The 19,667-nt window shown below is 62.7% G+C and carries 21 protein-coding genes and 1 tRNA gene; 10 read left to right on the forward strand and 12 right to left on the reverse strand.

Annotation, left to right across the window (positions count from 1 at the left end):
- Positions 1 to 22: 22 nt before the first annotated feature.
- Positions 23 to 1,033, forward strand: coding sequence for a nicotinate-nucleotide--dimethylbenzimidazole phosphoribosyltransferase (gene cobT / locus NKI20_RS04335; RefSeq protein WP_352828609.1), 1,011 nt, complete (start codon positions 23 to 25; stop codon positions 1,031 to 1,033).
- 177 nt (positions 1,034 to 1,210) lie between these two features.
- Here the strand turns inward: cobT and NKI20_RS04340 are convergent, their stop codons facing one another.
- From NKI20_RS04340 to NKI20_RS04350, 3 genes are all read right to left on the reverse strand, one after another.
- On the reverse strand, positions 1,211 to 1,888 hold the full coding sequence (locus NKI20_RS04340; protein ID WP_352602958.1) for an outer membrane protein: 678 nt from the start codon (positions 1,886 to 1,888) through the stop codon (positions 1,211 to 1,213).
- A 427-nt stretch (positions 1,889 to 2,315) separates the two neighbouring features.
- Positions 2,316 to 2,391, reverse strand: a tRNA-Lys gene (locus tag NKI20_RS04345).
- Positions 2,392 to 2,496: 105 nt separating this feature from the next.
- Positions 2,497 to 3,405 (reverse strand): PhzF family phenazine biosynthesis protein, encoded by a 909-nt coding sequence (locus tag NKI20_RS04350; RefSeq protein WP_352602959.1) that lies wholly within the window; start codon positions 3,403 to 3,405, stop codon positions 2,497 to 2,499.
- Positions 3,406 to 3,507: 102 nt separating this feature from the next.
- Here NKI20_RS04350 and NKI20_RS04355 point away from each other — a divergent pair, with 102 nt between their 5' ends.
- The 4 genes from NKI20_RS04355 (at position 3,508) to NKI20_RS04370 (ending at position 7,105) form a co-directional block, all read left to right on the forward strand.
- Positions 3,508 to 4,800 (forward strand): efflux RND transporter periplasmic adaptor subunit, encoded by a 1,293-nt coding sequence (locus tag NKI20_RS04355; protein WP_352828613.1) that lies wholly within the window; start codon positions 3,508 to 3,510, stop codon positions 4,798 to 4,800.
- Positions 4,801 to 4,804: 4 nt separating this feature from the next.
- The gene (locus NKI20_RS04360) at positions 4,805 to 5,518 is read left to right on the forward strand and encodes an ABC transporter ATP-binding protein (RefSeq protein WP_352828616.1); all 714 of its coding nucleotides are present in this window, start codon (positions 4,805 to 4,807) and stop codon (positions 5,516 to 5,518) included.
- A complete protein-coding gene (locus NKI20_RS04365; RefSeq protein ID WP_352828619.1) occupies positions 5,515 to 6,732 on the forward strand; it encodes an ABC transporter permease in 1,218 nt (405 codons plus the stop codon). The genes NKI20_RS04360 and NKI20_RS04365 overlap by 4 nt, the downstream gene beginning before the upstream one ends.
- Positions 6,733 to 6,892: 160 nt before the next feature.
- A complete protein-coding gene (locus tag NKI20_RS04370; protein ID WP_352828770.1) occupies positions 6,893 to 7,105 on the forward strand; it encodes a hypothetical protein in 213 nt (70 codons plus the stop codon).
- Here the strand turns inward: NKI20_RS04370 and NKI20_RS04375 are convergent.
- Both NKI20_RS04375 and NKI20_RS04380 read right to left on the reverse strand, forming a co-directional pair.
- Entirely contained in the window at positions 7,102 to 7,818 is a 717-nt protein-coding gene (locus tag NKI20_RS04375) for a hypothetical protein (protein WP_352828622.1), read from the reverse strand. The genes NKI20_RS04370 and NKI20_RS04375 overlap by 4 nt on opposite strands.
- A 7-nt stretch (positions 7,819 to 7,825) precedes the next feature.
- Positions 7,826 to 8,938: an endonuclease/exonuclease/phosphatase family protein gene (locus NKI20_RS04380; protein ID WP_352828625.1), complete on the reverse strand. Its 1,113-nt coding sequence runs from the start codon at positions 8,936 to 8,938 to the stop codon at positions 7,826 to 7,828.
- 190 nt (positions 8,939 to 9,128) lie between these two features.
- Here NKI20_RS04380 and NKI20_RS04385 point away from each other — a divergent pair, with 190 nt between their 5' ends.
- Complete coding sequence (locus NKI20_RS04385) at positions 9,129 to 9,725, forward strand: BA14K family protein (protein ID WP_023757109.1); 597 nt, start codon at positions 9,129 to 9,131, stop codon at positions 9,723 to 9,725.
- An 82-nt stretch (positions 9,726 to 9,807) separates the two neighbouring features.
- On the opposite strand, the gene ilvC is transcribed toward NKI20_RS04385, so the two are convergent.
- Positions 9,808 to 10,827 (reverse strand): ketol-acid reductoisomerase, encoded by a 1,020-nt coding sequence (gene ilvC, locus NKI20_RS04390; protein WP_023757108.1) that lies wholly within the window; start codon positions 10,825 to 10,827, stop codon positions 9,808 to 9,810.
- 19 nt (positions 10,828 to 10,846) lie between these two features.
- Positions 10,847 to 11,503 carry a TetR/AcrR family transcriptional regulator gene (locus NKI20_RS04395; RefSeq protein ID WP_023757107.1) on the reverse strand — a complete coding sequence of 219 codons (657 nt, stop codon included), beginning with the start codon at positions 11,501 to 11,503 and terminating at the stop codon, positions 10,847 to 10,849.
- 153 nt (positions 11,504 to 11,656) lie between these two features.
- Between NKI20_RS04395 and NKI20_RS04400 the strand changes: the two genes are divergently transcribed.
- On the forward strand, positions 11,657 to 12,091 hold the full coding sequence (locus NKI20_RS04400) for an anthrone oxygenase family protein (protein WP_502898034.1): 435 nt from the start codon (positions 11,657 to 11,659) through the stop codon (positions 12,089 to 12,091).
- Positions 12,092 to 12,120: 29 nt separating this feature from the next.
- Here NKI20_RS04400 and NKI20_RS04405 read toward each other — a convergent pair whose 3' ends face one another.
- Positions 12,121 to 12,579 carry a MarR family winged helix-turn-helix transcriptional regulator gene (locus NKI20_RS04405; RefSeq protein ID WP_352828630.1) on the reverse strand — a complete coding sequence of 153 codons (459 nt, stop codon included), beginning with the start codon at positions 12,577 to 12,579 and terminating at the stop codon, positions 12,121 to 12,123.
- A gap of 144 nt (positions 12,580 to 12,723) precedes the next feature.
- On the opposite strand from NKI20_RS04405, the gene NKI20_RS04410 reads away from it, so the two are divergent.
- The gene (locus NKI20_RS04410; protein WP_352727689.1) at positions 12,724 to 13,452 is read left to right on the forward strand and encodes a glutathione S-transferase family protein; all 729 of its coding nucleotides are present in this window, start codon (positions 12,724 to 12,726) and stop codon (positions 13,450 to 13,452) included.
- Positions 13,453 to 13,572: 120 nt separating this feature from the next.
- Here NKI20_RS04410 and NKI20_RS04415 read toward each other — a convergent pair whose 3' ends face one another.
- A complete protein-coding gene (locus NKI20_RS04415; protein ID WP_023757103.1) occupies positions 13,573 to 13,983 on the reverse strand; it encodes a winged helix-turn-helix transcriptional regulator in 411 nt (136 codons plus the stop codon).
- Between the two features lie 136 nt (positions 13,984 to 14,119).
- Here NKI20_RS04415 and NKI20_RS04420 point away from each other — a divergent pair, with 136 nt between their 5' ends.
- Positions 14,120 to 15,013, forward strand: coding sequence for an SDR family oxidoreductase (locus tag NKI20_RS04420; RefSeq protein WP_352602982.1), 894 nt, complete (start codon positions 14,120 to 14,122; stop codon positions 15,011 to 15,013).
- 65 nt (positions 15,014 to 15,078) lie between these two features.
- Here NKI20_RS04420 and NKI20_RS04425 read toward each other — a convergent pair whose 3' ends face one another.
- Together NKI20_RS04425 and NKI20_RS04430 are read right to left on the reverse strand one after the other, a co-directional pair.
- Positions 15,079 to 16,998 carry a potassium transporter Kup gene (locus NKI20_RS04425; protein WP_352828634.1) on the reverse strand — a complete coding sequence of 640 codons (1,920 nt, stop codon included), beginning with the start codon at positions 16,996 to 16,998 and terminating at the stop codon, positions 15,079 to 15,081.
- A 103-nt stretch (positions 16,999 to 17,101) separates the two neighbouring features.
- The gene (locus NKI20_RS04430; protein WP_352727772.1) at positions 17,102 to 17,842 is read right to left on the reverse strand and encodes a pyridoxine 5'-phosphate synthase; all 741 of its coding nucleotides are present in this window, start codon (positions 17,840 to 17,842) and stop codon (positions 17,102 to 17,104) included.
- A 136-nt stretch (positions 17,843 to 17,978) separates the two neighbouring features.
- On the opposite strand from NKI20_RS04430, the gene NKI20_RS04435 reads away from it, so the two are divergent.
- A complete protein-coding gene (locus NKI20_RS04435; protein ID WP_352828776.1) occupies positions 17,979 to 18,404 on the forward strand; it encodes a SpoIIAA family protein in 426 nt (141 codons plus the stop codon).
- Here the strand turns inward: NKI20_RS04435 and NKI20_RS04440 are convergent.
- Positions 18,397 to 19,524, reverse strand: coding sequence for an ATP-dependent DNA helicase (locus NKI20_RS04440; RefSeq protein WP_023757098.1), 1,128 nt, complete (start codon positions 19,522 to 19,524; stop codon positions 18,397 to 18,399). The genes NKI20_RS04435 and NKI20_RS04440 overlap by 8 nt on opposite strands.
- Positions 19,525 to 19,667: the final 143 nt, after the last annotated feature.

Here is a 19,667-nt window from a genome sequence, read left to right on the forward strand (position 1 = left end):
CTCTTTTGGAGACTTTGCCCCCATGCCCTTCAAATCACTCGATGGACTGCGCGCCGCTTGCCTCGAGCTGCCGGCTGGCAGCGACGCCGCGGCCAATGCCGTTGCGCGCCGCCAGGACACCCTGACCAAGCCGCAAGGCAGCCTCGGCCGGCTGGAGACGATCGCTGCATGGCTGGCGCGCTGGCAGAGCCGCGACATGCCAAAACTCGATCGCGTCAAGGTTTTCGTCTTCGCCGGCAACCATGGCGTCACCGCGCAAGGCGTGTCGGCATATCCTTCCGAGGTCACCGTGCAGATGGTGGCGAACTTCGCCGGTGGCGGTGCCGCCATCAACCAGCTCGCCCGCATGGCTGGCGCCGAACTCGACGTCATTCCGCTCGATCTCGACCAGCCGACCGGCGACTTCACTCAAATGCCGGCGATGGATGAGAAAGCCTTCCTCGCCGCCGTGTCGGCCGGCTACGACGCGGTGACCAAAGACCTCGACCTCGTCTGCTTCGGCGAAATGGGCATCGGCAACACCACGCCGGCCGCCGCCATTACGGCGGCGCTGTTCGGCGGTGGTGCTGAAAAATGGACCGGGCGCGGTACCGGCGTCGACGACGCCGGCCTGAGGCGCAAGGTGGTCGCCATCGAAACCGGCCTGAAGCGCCACGCCGATTCTCTTTCCGACCCACTAAACGTCGCAGCCAATCTTGGCGGACGCGAACTCGCCGCCATTTTCGGCGCCACGCTGGCCGCCCGCCATCTGGGCATACCCGTGCTGCTCGACGGCTTCGTCTGCACCGCCGCCGCGGCCCCACTGGCAAAGCTGCATCCGACCGGGCTCGCCCACACGATCGCCGCGCACGTTTCGGCTGAATCGGGCCATCGTGGCCTGCTCGAAGCGCTCGGCCTGCCGCCGCTGCTCGACCTTGGCATGCGGCTCGGCGAAGGCTCCGGCGCGTGTCTGGCCGTCAACATCGTCCGTTCAGCGCTGGAATGCCATGCGAGGATGGCCAGTTTTGCCGAGGCTGGTGTGTCGGAGAAGTAGAGCAATTCCAGGACAAGTGTGTATCGGCTTTCCCCGGGGAAAGGCGCGTAGCACTCCCCTTGGGAATTGCCTCGAAACAAGAGCTGAACCGGTTCCCCCGTTTCCGTGAAACGGGGCTATGCGGGTGATTAACTTTGCCGCAGCTGGTCGACGCGGGGGGGGCCGCGCCGAAGACGGTCAAAACTTATACGACACACCTATCGTGACAGTGTGCAAGGCCGGGCTAATGTCTTCGACATAGTTGTTGAAGACGACGGTCTTTGAGCCGAAATCTGCGTAGCGATATTCGCCACGAACCGTAATGTTGTCGGTGACACCGTATTCAGCGCCTGCGCCTATCGTCCATCCGTTGAATGAAGCCGAGTGACTTTCCTGTCGACCCACATCTCGAGTGTCTGCTTTTCCATTGAGGTAGGCGTAACCGCCCGTACCGTAGATCAGCACCCGATCAAATGCGACACCAGCCCTGGCGCGGACGGAAGCAACCCATCTCGCCTTGAAGCCATTGATGTCGCCTCCGCTTCCGCCGTCGTCGCCATCTATGCCGGTTGCGTTGATGTCCGCTTCGCCACCGAACACGAATGAGCCGGATTGCCAGTTGTAGCCGGCATGCAAGCCGCCGACGACACCGCTTCCATCCGCATTGTCCTGGTCGAAGATGTTCGGACTAGCCTCGGTAACACCCCATGGCTGATCAACCTTGCTCCACCCGCCGCCGATCTGGGCGCCAATGTAGCCGCCCGTCCAGTTGTAGCTCGATGCGACCGGCAGCTCGACCGTCCGGTCCGCGGCAAGTGCCGTACCAGCCATCAAAGCCGCAAAGAATACAGAACCGATAAAAACGGAAGCCCGCATGCGTTTGATCCCCAAGCATTGCCCTGCACGAATAATACTACAGCTCGCTCGCATTAGACGTGATATTTTCGCAACAACTAAAGGAAACAAGCTGTTCGACGCCTGCCCGATCCCGGCATGCAGCGGCGCCACGCATATCATGGCATGCCGCACTGAACCAGACTCCGGCCGCCGCGGCTGGGACGATGGCTGGAATGGACAGGTCTGCGATCAGGGCGGCGCAATGCGGGATCTGGCCCGTTCAACAGTTGAATTTCTTCATGGCCGATGCCTAGGCCGGCATCGGGCCATTCCCTGGCGTGTTTCTGCAGGCGCATGGCTGGGAAAGTGACGGCATCGGCACGGTAGTCACGGTCACGCTCACGCGCTCGTGACACGCCAAACGCGTCTCGTTTTCAGGGTCTTTCCACCAAGTCTTCTAGGAATTTGGTGGGTGCGCACAGGATTGAACTGTGGACCCGCTGATTAAGAGTCAGCTGCTCTACCAACTGAGCTACGCACCCACTCGGCCGGCAAAAACCGGCGTTGGCGGGCATATAGCCGCCACCATCGGTCATGTCCAGCCCTGCCGGAGTCATTTCCCGACAAATCGCTTTCAGCCCATGCGATCAAACGAACAGCTTGCCCTCCGCCACCTTCACGGCATTGCCGCCGATGCGTGCGGAGGCCAGTTTTCCGCCTTCCACGTTCAATTCGAGGCGAATTCGCGATGGCCTGCCCATCTCCAGCCCCTGCTCGATCCACAGCTGCCAAATGCCGTCGGTCGGCGCGTCGAAATGCATGATGGCGCCGGCAAAAGCCGCTGCCGCCGAACCCGTCGCCGGATCTTCATACGATGGCGTGCCGGGCACGATCATGCGCACATGGAAGGCGCTTTCGTGGTTCACCGTCTCGCGGCAATAGACATACGGGCTGGCGAAGGCCCATTCGCTCTTGCGCGGCGCCAGTTCCGACCAGGCTTGGTTATCCAGACGGATGCGGCCCGCCGCTTCGAGATTGGCGACCGGAATGGTCACATAGGGCACGCCCGCCGACCAGAACGCGACGCGATGATTCTCGAAGCCGATTTCGTGCGGCGTCAGGCCAAGGGCTGCACCGATAGCCTCCGGATCGGCCTCCAGCTTCAGCGGCTCCGGCAGCTTCGCCAGATCGAACTCGGCAAACGTCGCTCCATCATGCTTGCTGACGGCACAACGCACCGGGCCGATGTTTTCCTCCAGTACGAAGATGCCAGCGCCGCCCTCCTCCGCCAGTTCGGCCAGCGCGATCGCCGAGCCGACCGTTGGATGACCGGCGAACGGCATTTCATAGTCGGGCGTGAAGATGCGGATGCGGTTTTTATGCTTTGGATTGTTCGGCGGCAGCACGAAAACCGATTCGGACAGGTTGAATTCGCGGGCGATTGCCTGCATCGCGGCCGTGTCCAATCCCTTGCTGTCCAGCACGACGGCCAAAGGATTGCCGGCCAGTCGCTCCGTCGTAAACACATCGTAAAGCAAGTAATTCCGGGTTTTCATTCCTGCCTCAATCCAAACATGGGCGAAATTTAATTTGATATTCGAACCATCAAGCCTGATCTGTGCACAGATCGGGACATTTGCGCATTATAGGGGTCCAGCGTGGACCAAATTGTCAATCTGCCAAAGACGGAATCGGATACCACCATCGAGACGGCGCTCGGGCTCGACAAGCAAGGTCTGCGCAAGTCGCGCCGGCGCGGCTGGCTCTATGCCCTGCTGGCGCTGATCGTGCTCGCCGGCGGGCTTGGCGCCTATCAGTGGTATGCCGGCACGCCGGCCAGGATCGACTACACCACGGTGCCAGCCGCAAAGGCCGACCTCACCGTCGCGGTGTCGGCGACCGGCACGCTGCAGCCGCTCACCCAGGTCGACATTTCCAGCCAGCTCTCCGGCATCATCCGTTCGGTGTCGGTCGAGGAGAACCAGCGGGTCAGGAAGGGCGACGTGCTGGCAGCGCTCGACACCGCCAAGCTGCAGGTCCAGATCGAACGGGCTGAGGCCTCCGCCAAGGGTGCGGCGGCCAATGTCGAGGACGCCACGGTAACGCTCGCCGAAAACGAGAAGGCGCTTGTCCGCGCGGCGGCTTTGACCAAACGCGGCATGGCGACCGAGCAGTCGCTCGAGGCGGCGACCGCGACCCGCGATCGCTCCAAGGCGGCGCTCGATAGCGCCCAGGCCAACCTCGCCATCGCCAATGCCGATCTGAAATCGCAGCAGACCGACCTTGCCAACAGCACCATCTATGCGCCGATCGACGGCATCGTGCTGACGCGCTCGGTCGATCCCGGCCAGACGGTCGCCTCCTCCCTGCAGGCGCCGGTGTTGTTCATCATCGCCGCCGATCTCAGGAACATGGAACTGGTGGCTGCGGTCGACGAGGCAGACATCGGCGCGGTCAAGACAGGCCAGCATGCCCGTTTCACCGTCGATGCCTTTCCGGATCGGCCATTCGATGCCGAGATCCGCGATATTTCCTACGCCTCGGTCACCACCGACGGCGTCGTCACCTACAATGCGCGGCTTGAGGTCGACAATAACGAGCTGTTGCTGCGGCCCGGCATGACCGCCACCGTTTCGGTCGTCACCAAGCAGGCCAAGGGCGTGCTCACCGTGCCGGCCACCGCCTTCCGCTATCGGCCCACGGCGCCTGCCGCCCGCGCGTGGAGCCTGAGCGACCTGTTCACCGGCCGCATGGGCCGCCCCGGCGGCAACCGCCAGCGCCAAGCCCCGACGCCGCCCACCGACGGCTCGCGCACGCTCTACGTGCTGGAGAATGGGCGTCCGCGCCCGGTCAACGTCAAGATCGGCTCCACCGACGGCGAACTGACCGAGATCATTTCGGGCCTGGACGAAGGCGCTCAAGTCATCACAGCGTCGCAGCAGCGGAGCTGACACCGTGGCCGTGGGCGCGACCCTCATCACCTTCGACAAGGTCTGGAAAAGCTATGGCCAGGGCGAGGCCAGGGTGCATGCGCTGGCCGGCGTCGACCTTGCCATCCGCCGCGGTGAATTCGTCGCCATCATGGGGCCGTCCGGCTCCGGCAAGTCGACGGCGATGAACATCATCGGCTGCCTCGACACGCCGACGGCCGGAACCTATTCCTTCATGGGAATCGATGCCGGCCGGCTCGACCGCAACCGCCGCGCCATGCTGCGCAATCTCTATGTCGGCTTCGTCTTCCAAGGCTACAATCTGCTGGCCCGCACCACGGCGGCGGAAAATGTCGAACTGCCGCTGATCTATCGCGGCGTCGCCGCTCGCGAACGCCGCGACCTTGCCATGCAGGCGTTGGCAGAGGTCGGCCTTGTCGGCCGCGAGCACCACACGCCGGCCGAGCTCTCCGGTGGCCAGCAGCAGCGCGTGGCGATCGCCCGCGCCATCGTCACCCGCCCGACGCTGCTCGTCGCCGACGAGCCGACCGGCAATCTCGACACCGCACGTACGCACGAGATCATGGAATTGCTGACCCGGCTGAACAAGGAGCTTGGCCTGACCATCGCCATGGTCACCCACGAGGCCGACGTCGCCGGCTATGCCGAACGCACAATTCGCTTCCTCGACGGGCATGTCGCCTCCGACACCATGAAGATCGAGGTGGCACAACCATGATCTGGGAAACCGTCCGTCTCTCGCTCCGCTCGATCCGTCGCAACGTGCTGCGCTCATTCCTGACCTTGCTCGGTATCGTCATCGGCGTTGCCGCCGTTATCGCGATGCTGACCATCGGCTCTGGCACCACCGAAAAGGTCAAGGCCGACATCTCCAAGCTCGGCAGCAATCTGCTGGTCGTCCGCTCCGGCCGTCCGGCCGGCCCCGGAGGCCCGGGTGGGCTCGACCAGGTGGTGCGTCCGCTGGCCGAAAAGGACCTGGCGGCGCTGGTGGCGCATCTGACCGGTGCGCGCGCCATTTCGCCGGCCTCGCAAAAGCAGGTACGTGTCATCTTCGGCACCGAGAGCCTGACCTCGGGCGTCACCGGCACCGACAGTGCCTATCTCGACGCGCGCGACTGGAAGCTGGTGTCCGGCCGGCCGTTCAGCGATTCCGAGACCCGCTCGGGCACCGGCGTATGCCTGATCGGCGAGACAGTGCGCCAGCAATTCTTCGGCGCCGGCGACCCCGAGGGCGAGATCATCCGCGTCAACCGCACCTCCTGCAAGATCGTCGGCCTGCTCGAGCCCAAGGGCTATACCGGCTTCGGGCAGGATCAGGACAACGTCGTCCTGATGCCGCTGCATGCCTATCAGCGTCGCATCGCAGGCAACCGTGACATCGACAACATCTACATCGCCGCCGACGACCGCACGCCGACCAGCGAGTTGCAGCCGCGCGTCGAGGATATTTTGCGCGACGCGCGCCGCATCACGCCGGACCGCGAGAGCGATTTCGCCATCCGTGACATGACCCAGATCGCCGACGCCATGGCCAGCGCCACAACCACCATGACCGGCATGCTGGGTGCTGTCGCCGGCGTCAGCCTGCTGGTCGGCGGCATCGGCATCATGAACATCATGCTGGTCTCGGTCACCGAGCGTACACGCGAGATCGGCATCAGGCTGGCCATCGGCGCGCATGAAAAGCACATCCTCATCCAGTTCCTGGTCGAGGCGACGGTGCTGTCGCTGCTTGGCGGCATCATCGGCATCCTGATCGGCCTGGCGCTGGCCGGCCTCGCCGCGGTGACGCTGACCATCCCGTTCGCGCCAAGCCCGGCGGTCATCCTGCTCGCCGTCGGCTTCTCGGCGCTGATCGGCATGGTCTTCGGCTTCTTCCCGGCGCTACGCGGCGCCAGGCTCGATCCGATCGATGCGCTAAGGCACGAATAGGGCAACCCGATCGGAAGGCACCCCGCGCCCGGTCCGGTTTTGCACAGGCTTCGAAGTTCCCACCCCGCCCCGCCACTGTCGTCGCACCATTCGCGATGCTAGGGCAATTCACCCTGGGTGGAGGAATAGCGGATGAGCCAGAAGGCGGCTGATCCTGGTGATGGTCATCATCGAGGCCGCTCTTGCAGGCATCTGGTGGTATCTCGCCCGCTACGGCATGGCCAATCCCGACCGCGTCACACCAGACTTCCAGGCAGTCGTCGGCCAGACCATGGGGATGGCGATGGGCGGCTTGCTGGGCATCGGCTTTATCCTCTTCTTCGTCGCCGCCCGCAACGATCGCAAGGCGGCGCAGGACAAGACGCCCCGTTAATCCTTACTGGCAAAATGCCAATCGATCAGCGGCTTCATGTGCGGCGACAGCCCTTTCGGCAGGTCGGCGGCATCACGGATGATCACCGGTCCCTCGATCTCCGGATCGATTTCGGTGGCGACGAAGGCGGAGATGCGGCGCGCGATCTCATCGGCGGGCGCCGTCGCGTGATAGCGGCGGAAGATCACCGTTCCGCTGTTGGTCGACAGGGCGTGGTAGCGCTTGCCGCGTTCGGCATTCGACAGGTCGAGTCCGGTTTCCTCGCGCACCTCGCGGATCATGTTGAAATCGACATCGACCAGCCCATCGCGAAAATCGAGCGGCTCGAACGAGCCGGCGGCGAAATAGACGTGGCCGGCATTGACCGTGTGAATTCCCATGCGGATCGCCACGAGCGCATTGTCGCCGGCCACCAGCATGGCATGGGCATAAGCATGCTCGGCGCCCGAATTCTTGCGCCGTTTTCGCCACAGCAGGAACGTCGAGTAATTGACCGCATGGCAGCGGCCGACGAGACGGTTGTCGCGGTACGCGAGTTGCGACAGCAGCACCACTATGCCGTCGAACAGCGCCGGATTGGCGGCGATTTCGCGCTGCCAGTTCTCGGCGATGGCCTCTGCATTGTCCCAGGCGAAGGGATGCGGGCGGGGATCGAGCCTGACGTCGACGGCGTCGACCGGCAGGATGACATTGCGCGGCAGGTCGAAACTCATGGGCGTATCAAACGATGTCCAGGGTGATGGCCACCGGACAATGGTCCGACGCCTTCGGCCGATCCCAGCCGGCGCGCGGAAAGCGATCCACCTCCTGGCCGGGTGGGAAAATCGTGCGCCAGGGCTGGCCGTTGCGGATGATGTCGGGAACAGCCGTAGCGTTGCTGGCGGCGAGCCCCTTCGACAGCAGGATATAGTCAAGCTGGCACAGATGCCGCTCTTCCGGTCCGCGTGTGTGATAAAAACTCCAGCGGTCTATCTCGGGCCGCCGCTCGACGACATTTTCGCAGAAGCCGCCCGCCGTCAGCACGTTGATGCAGGATAGGCTCTCGTCGACCACCTCGAAGCGGTAGCCGTCGATCGCATCGCCGGCGACCATTACGCGTTGCCGGTAGTCATTCATGTCGCCACAGATCGCCCAGCGCTTGTCGGCGGCATGGTCCTTGCCGAAGCGCTCCTCGATGATCCGCCGCACGGCCTGCGCCTCGGCGATGCGAACCGGCATCGTCGCCTCACGCCCGTCAAACCCGTTGCGCGGCGAGCCCATCGACTTGAAGTGCACGAGATAGAGCGTCAGCGGCACGCCGCCCACCGTGATGTCGATTTCCAGGCAATCGCGCCGGAAGATGCGCTCATTGGCCTGGTTGCCAAGTGCCGCCAACTCCGGCGTGTGCAGCCCGAACTGCTCGTAGGTGACATAGGCGTGGCTGGTCATGCGCACGAATTCGATCGGCTGGCCGTGCGCGGTTTCGTTGCGCATCATCACGGCAACGTCGATGCCGCGCGAATCATTGCCCGACGTGATGTATTTCTGCCGGTAGCCTTGTCCCACCATCTTGAACAGGTAACCGTATTCGAAGGCCTTCAGCGCCTCGATATTGTCGACCTCCTGCATGCAGACGATGTCGGCGCGGGTGGCCGCGATCGCCAGTGCCGTCAACTGGCGCGTGTCGTCGGACTGGGCGATGGCGCTTGCCTGCTCCAGCATCTTGTATTCCGCCTCGCTCTGGATATCGAACAGCGCCAACGTTCGATCTTCGTTGAGCTGGTTGCGATAGCCGGAAAAATCGAACCTGTTCATCAGGTTCTCGACATTGAAAGTGGCAAGGCGCAGCGACATGCCATGACCTTTGCCCGCAAGTGCTGCAGAAAACAAGGTTGCAGGACCACCTAGGCAGACCGGTTGGTCCTGGGGGCATTCGCGCCGTGGTTGACCGGAACCTTTCCGTTCATCCGCCGTTCAGATGCAAACATCCACATTAGGCCCATTCCTCGGGTAGGCGTGGGGCCTGTATCTCTTGGAGAGTGCAATGAATTCGCTCTTTTCGTCCACGATAACATCAGGACTGGTAGCGCTCAGTATCCTCTCCGGCACCACGGCACCGTCCGCTGCCGGCCCGATCATACAGCCGACACTGTCGATTCCCACCAGCACCGCGGCACCGGCGGTCACCCCGGTCCGCGAGGAATGGGCGGGCGGCAACAACCGTCCGTTCTACAGTGATAATTGGAGGTGGCGCCGCCATGATGGGCGTCGCCACTGGAACCGTGACAACTGGGACCGCGGCAACTGGAATGGATGGAACCGCGGCAACTGGAATGGCGGAGATGACTGGCGTTGGCGCCACGGTCGCCACCATTATCGCGGCGGCCGCTATTACGATGATGGAGCGGCCGCAATCCTGGGCCTTGGGCTGGGGCTCGGCCTCGGCAGCATGTACAACAACTACAACTACTATGACAGGTACTATGTCAGGCCGGCGCCGCGCCATTATTACCGCGCAGGACGGCTTTCGAGCGCCCATGTCCAATGGTGCTACAACCGTTATCGGTCGTATCGCGCCTACGACAACACGTTCCAGCCTTATAGCGGCCCGCGCCAGCAGTGCTACTCGCCCTATAGCTGAGCTGCAGCCGACCTACCGGCAGAATAAGGAAACGGCGCCACGAGGCGCCGTTTCAGATTCCAGCTGTATGTGCTGATCTCGCTTAGTTTTTCGCCTTGTCGACCAGCTTGTTCTTCGAAATCCAGGGCATCATCGCGCGCAGCTTGGCGCCGACTTCCTCGATCTGATGGCTGTCGTTCATGCGGCGGATGCCCTTGAAGCGTGACATGCCAGCGCGGTATTCCTGCATCCACTCCGACGTGAACTTGCCGGTCTGGATGTCCTTCAGCACGCGCTTCATCTCGGCCTTGGTCTCGGCGGTGATGATACGCGGACCCGAGACGTATTCGCCCCATTCGGCGGTGTTCGAGATCGAGTAGTTCATGTTGGCGATGCCGCCTTCATAGATCAGGTCGACGATCAGCTTGACCTCGTGCAGGCACTCGAAATAGGCCATCTCCGGCGCGTAGCCGGCTTCCACCAGCGTCTCGAAGCCGGCGCGGATCAGCTCGACCAGGCCGCCGCACAGCACGACCTGCTCGCCGAACAGATCGGTCTCGCATTCCTCGCGGAAATTGGTCTCGATGATGCCCGAACGGCCACCACCGACGCCGCAGGCGTAGGACAGCGCCAGGTCGAGCGCATTGCCCGAAGCGTCCTGGTTGACGGCGACCAGGCAGGGCACGCCGCCGCCCTTCTGGTATTCGCCGCGCACTGTATGGCCGGGACCCTTGGGCGCGATCATGACGACGTCGACCGTCGACTTCGGCTCGATCAGGCCGAAATGCACGTTGAGGCCGTGCGCGAAGGCGATCGCGGCGCCGTCGCGGATGTTCGGCGCGATCTCGTTCTTGTAGATGTCGGCCTGCAGTTCGTCAGGCGTTGCCATCATCATCAGGTCGGCCCATTTGGCGGCGTCAGCCACGCTCATCACCTTGAGCCCGTCGGCCTCCACCTTCTTGGCGGTCGCCGAGCCGGCCTTGAGGCCGATTGCGATCTCCTTGGCGCCGGAATCCTTGAGGTTGAGCGCATGCGCCCTGCCCTGGCTGCCATAGCCGATGATGGCGACCTTCTTGCCCTTGATCAGGTTGAGATCGGCATCACGATCGTAATAGACGCGCATTTTGTCTTCCTTCCCGTTTTTATGAATCAGCCTTGCGGCCGGTTTTTGCTCCGAAAAGAGCGAGAAACTGCTGCGTCGCCCGCGCGGCATCGCCGCCGATCGCCGCCTCAGTCAATTCCAGCCGGTCGCCGAGCAGCAGACGTATCTGCACGTCACGGGCGACCAGCCCGAAAAAGGTGCGGAACGCCGTTTCGGCATCCGCGAAGTCGAGCCACCCGGCCTGGCGACCGGCCTCAAGGACAGGCTTCAACCGCTTGGCCAGCGCAAAACGGCCATTCTCCAGCACCACGGCGCCGAGATTGTCCTTTCCCGATCCGGCATGGCCGACCGCCACACGATTGAGCGCGATCGAGGTGTCGCTCGAAATTACCTTCAGCCAGTCGGAAGCAAAGCGTTCCAGGCTTGCCGTCAGCGAGGCCAGATCGAGCCCCTTGCCGTCGACCGGCGCCACCCGCACTTTCGAGGCCTGCCACTGCACTGTCGCCGTCAGCAACCCGTCACGATCGCCGAACCATTTGTAGAGCGTTTCCTTGGAGCAACTCGCACGGCGCGCCACGGCGGTCATGGTCAGCTGATCGCCCTCCTCGACCAGCAGCCGCAACGCCGCGTCGAGAACGGCCTTCTGCCGCTCTGTCAGCGCTTGGCTGTTGTCGATCTCGGGTAGGATGTGCAACACGCTCTTCTCTCAAAGGCAAGGCTGACCGGTTATCCCCGACCAGCCGTACCGTACGTTACGGTTCGCCTAATCTATGGCGTATTGTTTTGAGCCTTGCAAGCCCTATTTCTGTCTGGACGGCATCAGCGCCGGACGGCTTGCGCGGGAAAGAAGATGCTGATCGGGTTGCTTGCCTTGACGGTTGCCGCCGCGTTCTCCGGCGCTGCGATCTATGTCAGCGTCGCCGAGCAACCGGCGCGGCTTCGTCTCGATGACAAGGCGCTGCTGCAGGAATGGCAGCCTTCCTACAAACGCGGCGCCGCCATGCAGGCGTCGATTGCCATTGTCGCCTGCGTTCTCGGTCTGGTTGCCTGGTGGCAGGCCGGCGGTCTCGCCTTTCTGGTTGGCGCCGTGTCGATCATCCTGCCCTGGCCGTGGACGCTGATCGCCATGATGCCGACCAACAGGGTGCTGGAGGCGATGGACGCAGGCGCCGCCAATCCGCAAGCCAGGTCCCTGATCGTCAAATGGGGCAATCTGCATCTGGTTCGTACCGCACTTGGCGTGCTGGCGACGCTGGCGTTTCTCTGGGGCAGCCATCTGGCCTGATCTCGCCAAGCCGGCTCGCCGCCGTGGCATCAGTCCGCGGCGGGCGGATGACGCAACCGTCCGAGCAGTGCTGAGACCATGGTCAACTCATCGGCCGAGAGTTTGGCGCCGACCAGTTCGGCGATCGACCGTCCGTAGACAGCCCACATCTGGCGCCGCGTCTCGCGGCCCTTGGGAGTGATGCGGATGGTCTGGCCGCGACCGTCATCGGCCACCGGCAGCTTCTCGACAAGTCCATCGGCCTCGAGCCGCGCCAGCAGCCGCGAAATGTTGTATTGCGCGAACAGTGTGCGCTCGATCAGTTGAAACGGTCGCAGCCCGCCCTCGCCCGCCTCGGCGAGCTCATGCAGCACGTCATACCAGGCAAGCGGCGGCACGCCAGCGGCCTTCAACGCCTCTTCAGCGCTTTCCATCAGCTGGCGCGAAACGCGCATCAGGCGGGCCCAGGCCTTGATGGCTTCGGGCGAGGGCATGGTCCTTTCGGTCATGGTCCAGCATAGGCAATAGATGCAATTGCATCAAGCTTGACGATCAATGCATGCGCATCTACATAGATGCAATAGCATTAACTATGGAAAGCCAATCCTATGAAACACGAAATCTGGAAACTCACCGAAATTGGGGAGAGCGAAATGGCCAATAAACTCATCCTCGTCAGCCATCATCTCTGCCCCTATGTGCAGCGCGCCGCGATTTCACTGGCTGAAAAGGGCGTGCCGTTCGAACGCGTCGATATCGACCTCGCCAATAAGCCGGACTGGTTCAAGGCAATCTCGCCGCTCGGCAAGGTGCCGCTGCTGCGCGCGCAGCGAAATGGCGAGGAAACGGTGATCTTCGAATCCGCGGTCATCCTCGAATTCCTCGAAGAGACGCAGGCCAATCCTCTCCACCCCGCCGACCCCTATACCCGCGCCCGGCATCGTGCCTGGATCGAATTCGGCTCGGCAACCCTTAACGCCATCGGCCGGTTCTATTCAGCCTCGACCGAGGCCGGCTTCCTTGCCGAGTCCGGTTCATTGTCAGCGATGTTCGATCGTGTTGAGGCCGAGTTGGCGGAATGCATACGGAACGGACCATGGTTCGCGGGTGAGCGCTTTTCGCTCGTCGATGCCGTCTACGGCCCGATCTTCCGTTACTTCGATGCCTTCGACCGGATCGGCGATTTCGGCATCCTGGAGGGCAAGCCGCTCGTCCGGGCCTGGCGCAAGGCATTGAGTGAACGGGCGTCGATCAAGCACGCCGTGGCACCGGACTACCCGCGGGGCCTGGGTGCGTTCCTGCAGGCAAAGGGATCGTACCTTTCGAGCCTCATTGGCCGAAGCGATCCGGCCACTTCGCCTCTGCAAGCCCGATCCGCCTGAACGGATCGATCACGGTTCCAGCCACCATCGAGGCGAGGAAAGCCGAATGGCCGGGACAATCCTTCAGCGGCCGGACGAAATCAGGTTGCGGATCGGGCTTTCTCCGGCTGACGGACCGGCTCAACCTTGGGCGGCATCAAAATCGGCGCGCGCTGTTCGCACCGCATCGTGGTTGAGTTCGGCCCACAGAATCAATTGATGAAAGGCGCCGAACATCGAGCGCCCGAGATCGGTCAGGCTGTATTCAACACTCGGTGGTTTGGTCGGGAACACCTCACGATGGACATAGCCATCGCGCTGCAAATCGTGCAGCGTCTGGGTCAGCATGCGTTGCGAAATATCGGGCACCAGGCGCCTCAACTCGCCAAAGCGATAGGGTCTTTCAGCCAGCGCCATCATCAGCAGCGATCTCCATTTGCCGCTGACGCCCTGGATGACATCGCGAACTGGACAATTGGCGAAATTGCCGCCGCCGGAGATGGCCTTGTAGACCTCCATCTTCGATTTCAGATTGATGACCTTGCCGTCCATGGCTGGTTCCCTGCCTGTGCCTACCTCCCGAAAAACTGCCTTCTTTACGGCGGTGGGTCAATTCCTATTTTAGCGCTGGTCTCTTTCCGAGACCATCACTCGATCCGCCCTTGCGGGCGCAACGTCAGGATCCCCCATGACCGAAACCCTTCTCGTCACCGGCGCCTCCGGCCAGCTTGGCCGCGGCGTCATCAACTATCTCTTGGACACGCACAAAGTTCCGCCGGCAAAGATCATCGCCACCACACGCAATCCAGAAAACGGGGCCGATCTAGCGGCGCGCGGCGTTGTCGTCAGGGCCGCCGATTTCAACGACGCGGCCTCGCTGGAAACCGCATTCAAGGGTGCCGACAAGGTGCTGATCATCTCGACCGGCGATCTCGATCTCAAAAGCGGCAAGCGCCTGAGGCAGCACGAAAATGCAGTCGCAGCGGCCAAGAACGCCGGCGTTTCGCATCTGCTCTACACGTCGATGCCCAATCCGGAGCCGGTGTCGCCGGTCCTGTTTGCCGGCGACCACTACGGCACCGAGCAGGCGATCAAGGCGAGTGGCATCCCCTACACGATCTTCCGCAACGGCTGGTACCAGGAGAACCTGTTCATGGCCCTGCCGCACGCGATCGCCTCTGGACACTGGTATACGTCCGCCGGCGAAGGCCGCATTGCGCACGGCGCACGCGATGACATGGCAGCAGCGATTGCCGCCGGCCTCGCCGGCGCCTCGAACGAAAGCAAGACCTACACGTTGACCGGCCCGCACGCCTACACCACGGCCGAAATCGCCGCCCTGGTGAGCGAGGTCACCGGAAAGCCGCTCAATGTCGTGCAGGTTCCGGATGAAGCCTTGACGGAAGGGGTGAAGGCAGCAGGCGTTCCCGAGGATTTCGCTGACGTCGTCGTGTCGTTCGACGCAAACACGCGCGCAGGCCGCATCGCCATTGTGACCGACGCGATCGAGACGCTTTCCGGCAGGACGCCAAAGACGTTGAAGCAATTTCTCGAGGCGAACAAAACCGCATTGGCGGGCTGAGGCGGCATTTTCGCCGGTATGGCAGGGCTGTGCTGTCAGGCACAGCCCGTTTGCCAATCGCCTGTCTAGATCGCTACTTGGGTTCCGATTTCCACCACACGGCCGGTCGGGATCTGGAAATACTCCGTCGCATCGGCCGCCGTGCGCGCCAGGCCGATGAACAACCGGTCCTGCCACACCGGCATGCCTGAATTGGGCGAGGCCTTGAGCGAGCGCCGCGACAGGAAGAACGACGTCGTCATGATGTCGAACTTCCAGCCCTGCTTGCGGCAGATCGCCAGCGCACGCGGGATGTTGGGCTGCTCCATATAGCCGAAGGTCAGCGTCACCCGCATGAACAGCTCGTTGACCGTCTCCATCTTGACCCGGTCGCTGTCGGGCACCACCGGCTGAGGCGCCGTCACCACCGAGAGGATGACGTTCTGCTCGTGCAGCACCTTGTAGTGCTTTAGGCTGTGCATCAGCGCGGTTGGCGCGCTGAGCGGATCGCTGGTCAGGAACACGGCGGTGCCGGACACCAGCTGAGGTTTCTTCTTCAACAGATTGCCGGCGAGGAAATCGAGCGGGATTTCGTTGCGGCGGGTCTTGTCGAACAGATAGCGACTGCCGCGCACCCAGGTCCACATGGCCATGATGATAGCGAAGGCCACCGCCAACGAGGCCCAACCGCCCTCGAATACCTTGACGATGTTGGAGGCAAAGAAGCCGATATCGATGAACATGAACAGCGCCGTCAGCGCGATTGCCGGCCAGAGGTTCCATTTCCAGATACGCGTCATGATCACGAAGAGCAGGGTCGTCGTCACCAGCATGTTGCCGGTCACCGAGATGCCATAGGCCGAGGCCAGCCTGCTGGACTCGCCGAAGCCGACGACAAGCATCATCACCACCAGCGCCAGCAACAGATTGACGCGCGGCATGTAGATCTGGCCGGACTGCTTTTCCGACGTGTGCAGGATTTCCAGGCGCGGCAGCATGTTGAGCTGCACCGCCTGCCGGGTCAGCGAGAAAGCGCCTGATATGACCGCCTGGCTGGCGATCACCGTCGCAGCGGTCGCCAGCACCACCATCGGGATCAGCGTCCAACCCCCGTTCATCTCGAAGAATGGATGGCCGACGACTCCGCCGTTGGCCAGCACGAAGGCGCCCTGCCCGGCATAGTTGAGCAGCAGACAAGGGAACACGATCGCCAGCCAGGCGAGCACGATCGGTTTGCGGCCGAAATGACCGAGATCGGCATAGAGCGCCTCGGCGCCGGTGACGGCAAGGAAGACGGCGCCGACGGTGACGAAGGCAACGTCGGGCGAATTGATCAGAAAGGCGACGATATGGTGCGGGCTCACCGCCCACAGGATTTCCGGGTCGGCGATGATGTGATTGAGGCCGGAAAGGCCAATGGCGAGGAACCACACGGCGGTTACCGGGCCGAACACCAAGCCAACACCACCCGTGCCGAACCGCTGCACCGCGAACAATATGGCCAGGATAACCAACGTCAGCGGTACCACATAAGGCTGGAAGGCAGGCGTGACGACATTCATGCCCTCGACCGCCGAAAGGACCGAGATGGCCGGCGTGATGACGGCATCGCCGAAAAACAGAGAGGCCCCGACGATGCCGATGGCGAGAATGATCGCCGAGCGCGTCGGGAAGCTGCCGCGCGCCAGCGCCATCAGGGACAGCACGCCGCCCTCGCCACGGTTGTCGGCGCGCAGCACGAACATGATATATTTTACTGTAACCGTAATCGTGAGCGACCAGATAATCAGCGACAACACACCAAGGATGTCGCCACGATCGGCGACATCGCCGCCGGACGAGGCGTGCAAAGCTTCGCGAAAGGCGTAGATCGGGCTGGTGCCAATATCACCATAGACGATACCGAGCGCGCCCAGCATCAGGACCTTGGTGCTGTGCTGTTCGACCTCTGGATGGCTTGATTGTTCGACGGGTTCTGCCTCAGTACCAGCATTGGTAAGGGCCATGGACGACACTCCGATAAGCGCGCGGTGCTCTACGCTTGCTGCGATGCAATATCAAGTGCCGTCGGGTAATGGCTGCCATGTCTGTCGCGCGAAGCTGCCATCGCTACCACCCGCAGGCCTTGAGAAATCGCCCCACCGTGCCGGCCATGCCATACTCCAACGCGTCGGCTGTCAACCCGTGTCCGATCGACACTTCGGCCAATGCCGGAATGCGCTTGGCAAGCGCAGGCAGATTGCTAACCACCAGATCATGCCCGGCATTGACCTGAAGCCCGGCAGCAAGCGCTGCATCGGCGGTTTTTCCCAACCTTTCCAATTCCTTGGCCGCCTTGGCGGAATCCGAATGACAGCTTCCATACGGACCCGTGTAGAGCTCGATACGATCGGTCCCGGTATCGCGCGCGGCAGCCACGCAATCGGGGTCCGGATCGGCAAACAGCGACACGCGAAAGCCTCCCTTTTTCAGGCGTTTGACGACCGGAGTAAGGAACGCAGCCTGGGCCGCGAAGTTCCAGCCGTGGTCGGAGGTTGCCTGGGCCGGATCGTCCGGCACCAGTGTCACCTGTTCGGGCTGATGCTTTTCCACAAGTGCCAGGAACTCCTCGGTCGGATAGCCCTCTATGTTGAATTCGGCGCGCGGAAACTCGTCGTCGATCAGCGACCGGATCTCGGGCAGGTCGGAGTGTCTTGTGTGCCGCTCGTCGGGGCGCGGATGCACAGTCAGCCCATGCGCCCCGGCCAGGAGCGCAATGCGGCCGAGGCCGGTGACGCTGGGCCACGGCAGGTCGCGCCGGTTGCGCAGCATGGCGATGGCATTGAGATTGACGGAGAGTTTTGCGGGCATGGCGATGGCCTCGGAAATCATTCGATGCGCCACCTATAAAGCGTTTGACGGGAACAGTAATGCCTTCGGTGGGAACAGACTGGGGGTTTCGGGTGTTCCAGGAGCCTGATGAATGAGTCCGGGAAAGGACGCACCCATGAATTTTCTCGATGCCGTGCCGGCCATTCGCCGTGTCGAGACCACTCGTGATGACCTTTTCGCCATCGATGTCGTCGGGCACGTCTCCGCGGCCGACGGCGAAAACCTTTTCGGCTTGCTGGAGGCTGCCTATGCCCTCCACCAGCGCATCGACGTGCTGGTGCGCCTCATCGACCATGAGGGCGTCGACTGGGCCGATATCGCGGACGAGACCCTCAAGCAGGGCGCCATCCATGCATTGGAACATGTCGGACGTTGCGCGACGATAGGCGAACCGGATTGGATAGCGGACGCGCAACGCTTTCTGCCGTCCTCGCCGCCGATCGAATTCAGGCACTTCAAGATCGAGGACGAAGCCGCGGCCTGGCAATGGCTTGCTGCGCGGCCTGTCGGGGAACGACAGCGTCCCGCCGCCTCTACCTGACGATCGTCAGCCGCTCCGCCGCCCGCGTGATGGCCGTGTAGAGCCAGCGCTGGCGGGTTTCCTTGAAGGCCCAGCTTTCATCGAACAGCACGATCTCGTTCCACTGCGAGCCCTGTGCCTTGTGCACGGTCAGCGCGTAGCCATAGTCGAAATCGTCGAATCGCTTCTTCTGCTGCCAGGGGATATCGGCGTCGGGATCCTCGAAAGCCGCCTTGAGCAACTTGATCTTGGCGACGCCGCGATCCGGATCGTCCTCTTCCGGCGAAACCAGCAGATTGATGCCTGGCTTCACCGTCTCGCGCGACGAGGTCATCACCTTCCACAGCGAGCCGTTGAGCAGACCCTTGGCCGGATCGTTGCGCAGGCAGACCAGCTTGTCGCCGGCCTGCGGATACTCGGCATTGAAGCCTTTGAGCTCGCGCAGTCGCTGATTGTAGCGGCGCCGGGTTCGGTTAGTGCCGACCAGAACCTGGTCGGCCTTCAGCACCAGCTCCTGGGTGACGTCTTCCTTGCCGATGACCTGCGCCGTGCCGTAGTCGCCACGCATGAACTCACGGCCCTCGCGCACGTCGAGCGCCAGCCGCAGGATCGGATTGTCGCGCGCCTGCCGGTGAATTTCGGTGAGCAGGAAATCCGGCTCGTGATCGGTGAAGAAGCCGCCACCCGAGATCGGCGGCAACTGGCCGGGGTCACCGAGCACCAGGATCGGCGTGCCGAAACTCATCAGGTCGCGGCCAAGCTGCTCGTCGACCATCGAGCATTCGTCGATGACGACCAATTTCGCCCGCGAGATCGGGCTCTGCCGGTTGAGCGAGAAGGTCGGCGACATCGAGGTCTTGCCGGTGACCTCGTCCGACACCGATTCCTCGCCTTTCGGCCTGTAGATCAGCGAATGGATGGTGCGCGCATTGACCGCGCCCTTGGAGCGCAGAACCTGTGCGGCCTTGCCGGTGAAGGCGGCGAACTGTACCTGGCCGTCGACATGTTCGGCGAAATAACGTGCCAGCGTCGTCTTGCCGGTGCCGGCATAGCCAAACAGCCGGAACAGCTGCGGCTTTCCGGTCTTCAGCCAGCGAGCAACCGCTTGCAGCGCCTCGTCCTGTTGGGGAGAGAATTCCATCAGCGCGAGAGACCGGATTCGCAAGGGAAAGACAAGACAGCCATCACCACCATCGACGGGTCGGGCGCCTCAGTGCCACCGACAGGATCAGGCTATCAGGGGCAAATCAGAACGTAAAGAGAACGCACGATCTAGCTCGACGT

The sequence above is a fragment of the Mesorhizobium sp. M0830 genome (assembly GCF_040319965.1).
In the GTDB taxonomy this organism is placed as follows: Bacteria; Pseudomonadota; Alphaproteobacteria; order Rhizobiales; family Rhizobiaceae; genus Mesorhizobium.